Here is a 4283-nt window from a genome sequence, read left to right on the forward strand (position 1 = left end):
TTCCTATTCCAAAACGTCTTGCAATTTCTTCATTAGTCATAGGATTCATTCCTATACCGAAAGACATTCTAAGAATATCCCTATCTCTATAAGGTAGTTTCGAAAGTATCCTCTCTATCTCATTTGACAAATCACTCCTAGATACTTCTGCGTCGGTAGATATGGCTCCGTCGTTTGGAATGATGTCAAGAAGACAGCTAGCATCCTCATCCTTAATAGGACTTTCTAAAGAAACTGATCTATTCATTGCTGCCATTGTCAAACAAATCTTATCATAGTCGATATTAGTGAGCTCTTCTAACTCTCCTGTTGAAGGTTTTCTCCCATGTTGTTGTTCAAACTGCTCTATAGCCTTGTTTATTTTGTTCATACAAACTACCTGATTAGCAGGAACCCTAATGGTTCTACATTGATCTGATAGGGCTTTTATAATAGCTTGTCTGATCCACCATACTGCATAGGAGATAAATCTAAATCCTCTAGTTTCATCGAATTTTCTGGCTGCTTCAATTCATATTATCCTATATTTTCATATAGGTATGGGGCACATCTTCTAAAATTAATTAGATTGCTGTTTCGGCATTTAAAGTACTTCGTTTCCTAAAATACTGCTATGTACCAATAATAGCCCTACTCCCCTGCTCATCACTTAGGGGATGCCCTCCACACACATTTTTAATCATTGCACGTAATTTTAAAACCCCATTTTCCATTAGCTTCATATTTAAGATTGCGAGCTTTTAATTGATTTAAAATAAATTTACGAAACGCGGAATAAGAAAATCCTCCAAAAATATTTTTATCATTCTAAGAAATTAATTCCAAATAGCCTTTAATATTTAAGCCAGAATTAATAAAATCCTGTATAAATTGTTCTATTTCTATTTTGGTAAAAATATGATTCTTTCTTTTAAATTTAAGAGATGGTTCTGGTAGAGGAATATCAGAATAAGTTTTTCCTGCTACTAATCTCTATATACAACTAGCATTAACATTATATTCTTTCGCTAAGTCGTAAGATGTTATAGCATCTATATAATACTTATTCCTTATTTCTTTTACCTATTCTTGGTTAAATTTATTACACTTATTTTTACTTCCAGAAATTCTATTATGTTTATAAAATTCTGCAATTTCGGGAGTATTTAATTCTGGAGCTACTTCTGTATAAGTTTCATAATTCCAAATTTTATTAAAACCTCCTTCTGAAATTCTACTTTTATACATTTCATATACTTCTGTTTTAGTATATTTTAAAGTAGCCCTAATTAGTCTAATTTTTTTAACCTCTTCGTTTGTAAAAGCTGCCTTAGAACTATTCTCTCCTTTTAACATTCCTCCGTTGCCTACATCTCCTCCTAGAGTGGAATTATAACCATTTTTAAATGAATTATAATAAGCAATCCAGTATATTTCTCTTTCATTAGCTTGTTCCTACGTTTCTATATTCTATTCAATTATTTCAAAATTATCTCTTGTTATTGAATATTTACGAATTGCTCTATATACTTTCTAATTGCTGTTATTTCTCGCTTCTTTTAAATGATCTGTCATTCTCTTTTTTAAATTATTAGTCTATCCTATATAGACTTTTTTACTTGGAAAATTAATTTTATAAATTAAGTGCATAAGAATAAAAATTTGGCTCGGTATTACCATGCAAAATTTTTGTTTAGGCTTCACCGACGCAATTAAACATAAAATCAGTATATACAATATTAATCAAAAATTTTAAAGGACCTTAAAAAATTTTGATAATTTTTATGTTTAACTACGTAATCTGGTAAGATTATTAAGCAATTAAGGTCAATAGAAATTTAACCCAATATTTCCCTCTTGTATGAGGTCTACTAGAGCTAGTCCTTTATTTTGATATTGTTTAGCTACAGAAATTACGAAGCGTAAATTTGCTTCTACTAGCTTCTTAACTGCAGCCTCATTTCCTTCCTTTATCTTTTTTGTAAGTTTTATCTCCTCTTCTTGACTAATCATAGGCTGACGGGATACATCCTTAAAATAAGAATTCAAGGATGCATCCTGCCTATCAGTTATAGATTGAGAGATTTTGAAACTTCTCATTTAAGAGAGATTCCTTTGCTAGTTGAATACGCAATAGTATCTTCTTGTAGAGCATTGGCTAGAGTAGTTTCAGCACAAGCTGAGATACCGTCAGAGAGTCTATATTGTGCAGCATAAGTATTTATATGCTCATAGTTATTAACAATATTCCCTCTAGAAGATACCGATCTTTTAGTTATTCCAAGACTGTCTGCATCCTCAAGAGAGTCCAAATCAGTTCCCATATAAATGAATGACCAATTATATTTTTCCTCCTGATGTTTTATCATCTCTCTAACTGTTTCTAGCTTGTACTTCTTAGAGCTGTTCTCTTCTCCATCGGTCATTATAACAATTAGATTCTTAGAAGGACGCTGAGATTCGTCCATAGCACAAAGCCACTTACCAACCTCATCAATTGCAGTACCAATACCATCGTTCATGGCAGTACATCCTCCTGGAGAATATTTAAGTTGTGGTAATTCTTCGATAGGCTTTCCTAGATAGTCCTGATGAACTTCATTAGAAAACCTATATACAGACACAATACACTCCCCGCAATCTACATTCTTCTGTTCATCTACCAGTTTCTGAAAACCTCCGATTACATCAGAAGTAGAACCGTACATTGACCCACTCTCGTCAAGTACGAAACAAATATGCAATAAATTATTTTTCATTATGCTTCGTCTTCTATATTGCTTTCACCTTTATCAAGGAGTTCCTGCTCCTTGTTCAGAAAGCGAAAGCATTTAAGTTTTTCAGCGCTAGGATGCGCCCTAAAAGAGGTTATGCTAACAATCTTTGACAAGTAATTAATACTTGCCTTTTTACTTTTAATTAATTTCATCTTTTTTATTTAACTATTTAGAGTCCTCCACAATAGAGAATGGTTTATCACTAACCAATTCATTAGGAATAATTTTCAGATTGCTAGATTTTATAAGTTCGGTCATCATACCTGCGTAACTGGCAGCTTCTGCTTCACTATATTCGCCTTTGCTATGAAACTGGAAGGCATGAAAACATTATGTTAACTTTATATCTCTATAAAGATCGGACTATACCTTAATCCTTATCTAAGGATTGACCTATTATAGTCTCTGAACATCTTTCTTGTATAAAATTTTCAAATTTATCTCTTTTTCGTTGTAAGCAAATTGTAGAATCTGTATATAGATACTTGTATAAAGATATAGAATCATTAACAGATAAGTTAATCGTATATAAATTTTTATTAGGAATTTTTTTAACTTTTCGATTATTAGTTGGTAAATAACACATAATTGCTTCAAGAAATTCTTGGGATCCGGAACAAAAGCTAGAACGTAGAGTCCTAGTATTTCCATTCGAACTATTTTTATATATCCCAACACTACCATCTCCATCAAAGTACCCGCGAATGAAATGTCTGATTAAGTTTTCTGAAATTGCAGGTATTCTAATAATCAAAGATTTAGATGGAACACACCCTAAGTCAATTAAATCATTAAACATTTGTTCACTAGTAATCTTGACTTTAGAAATTTTCTTCTAAAAATTTTTATGTATTTCTTCGTAAATTTTTCCAGTATAATTTATATCTTGTTTAAATAATTCTACCCATTCAGTATCCTTAGATGATAATATAATATGCCCTGAATGGGTTTCAGCTTCTTTGCTTACATTTCCATCAGCAAACAAAACACCTAACCAATAAGCTTGATGTTCTGTTATGATGTTATGAAAATAACTATCATTGCAAGTATATAGTTTTGTTGTTCCTACTTTTCTTAATAAACCTTCAGTTCTTAAAAATTCTCTGATTGGTTTTTCTGGAATATTTAAAATATCTGCAACTTTTGTTACTCCATACCTTTTATCTATATAAAGTTCTACAATTTTAGGCTTAAATTCGTTTGTTAATTTATTCATTCTCATAATTAATATAAATTTGTAAAACATGAATATTATGTATTATATAGTACAAATATATATTAATTGTGATATTTATACAAGAAATTTTGCTGCGGATTAACTAATTTTAACACTTTTTACTATACCTAAAATAATTACTTTTAGCCATATTGAAATCACTTTCAACATTTAGTATGTTAAACTCTAAAGTTTTTCCCGCAATTTAAGGTCTTTATTTACATATATATTACTATATAAGGAGGCTATTCAACTAACCTCATGCCAGAAAGTATTTTCTATTTGGAGTTGAGATAGTCTTATAGTTTCCT

6 protein-coding genes are annotated in these 4283 nt (G+C 30.7%); all 6 read right to left on the bottom strand.

From position 1 onward, the window contains the following. A partial coding sequence (locus tag ACI3VO_RS07615) for a sigma-70 family RNA polymerase sigma factor (protein WP_439757338.1) occupies positions 1-511 on the bottom strand: 511 nt, incomplete at its 3' end. 551 nt (positions 512-1062) lie between these two features. Further along, positions 1063-1335, bottom strand: coding sequence for a hypothetical protein (locus ACI3VO_RS07620; protein ID WP_439757333.1), 273 nt, complete (start codon positions 1333-1335; stop codon positions 1063-1065). A 471-nt stretch (positions 1336-1806) separates the two neighbouring features. Then, on the bottom strand, positions 1807-2079 hold the full coding sequence (locus ACI3VO_RS07625; RefSeq protein WP_439757334.1) for a sigma-70 factor domain-containing protein: 273 nt from the start codon (positions 2077-2079) through the stop codon (positions 1807-1809). Beyond that, on the bottom strand, positions 2076-2738 hold the full coding sequence (locus ACI3VO_RS07630; protein WP_439757335.1) for a vWA domain-containing protein: 663 nt from the start codon (positions 2736-2738) through the stop codon (positions 2076-2078). The genes ACI3VO_RS07625 and ACI3VO_RS07630 overlap by 4 nt, the downstream gene beginning before the upstream one ends. Before the next feature lie 388 nt (positions 2739-3126). Further along, the gene (locus ACI3VO_RS07635; RefSeq protein WP_439757336.1) at positions 3127-3555 is read right to left on the bottom strand and encodes an LAGLIDADG family homing endonuclease; all 429 of its coding nucleotides are present in this window, start codon (positions 3553-3555) and stop codon (positions 3127-3129) included. A gap of 36 nt (positions 3556-3591) precedes the next feature. Next, positions 3592-3972: a hypothetical protein gene (locus ACI3VO_RS07640; protein ID WP_439757337.1), complete on the bottom strand. Its 381-nt coding sequence runs from the start codon at positions 3970-3972 to the stop codon at positions 3592-3594. Positions 3973-4283 lie beyond the last annotated feature (311 nt).

It is taken from the genome of Intestinibacter sp., assembly GCF_051866655.1.
In the GTDB taxonomy this organism is placed as follows: Bacteria; Bacillota; Clostridia; order Peptostreptococcales; family Peptostreptococcaceae; genus Intestinibacter.

Excerpts from the sequence above, each read along its gene's own strand:
- ACI3VO_RS07620 (WP_439757333.1), bottom strand. The coding sequence starts at position 1,335 with ATGTTAAAAGGAGAGAATAGTTCTAAGGCAGCTTTTACAAACGAAGAG.
- ACI3VO_RS07640 (WP_439757337.1), bottom strand. The coding sequence starts at position 3,972 with ATGAATAAATTAACAAACGAATTTAAGCCTAAAATTGTAGAACTTTAT.
- ACI3VO_RS07625 (WP_439757334.1), bottom strand. The coding sequence starts at position 2,079 with ATGAGAAGTTTCAAAATCTCTCAATCTATAACTGATAGGCAGGATGCA.
- ACI3VO_RS07635 (WP_439757336.1), bottom strand. The coding sequence starts at position 3,555 with ATGTTTAATGATTTAATTGACTTAGGGTGTGTTCCATCTAAATCTTTG.
- ACI3VO_RS07630 (WP_439757335.1), bottom strand. The coding sequence starts at position 2,738 with ATGAAAAATAATTTATTGCATATTTGTTTCGTACTTGACGAGAGTGGG.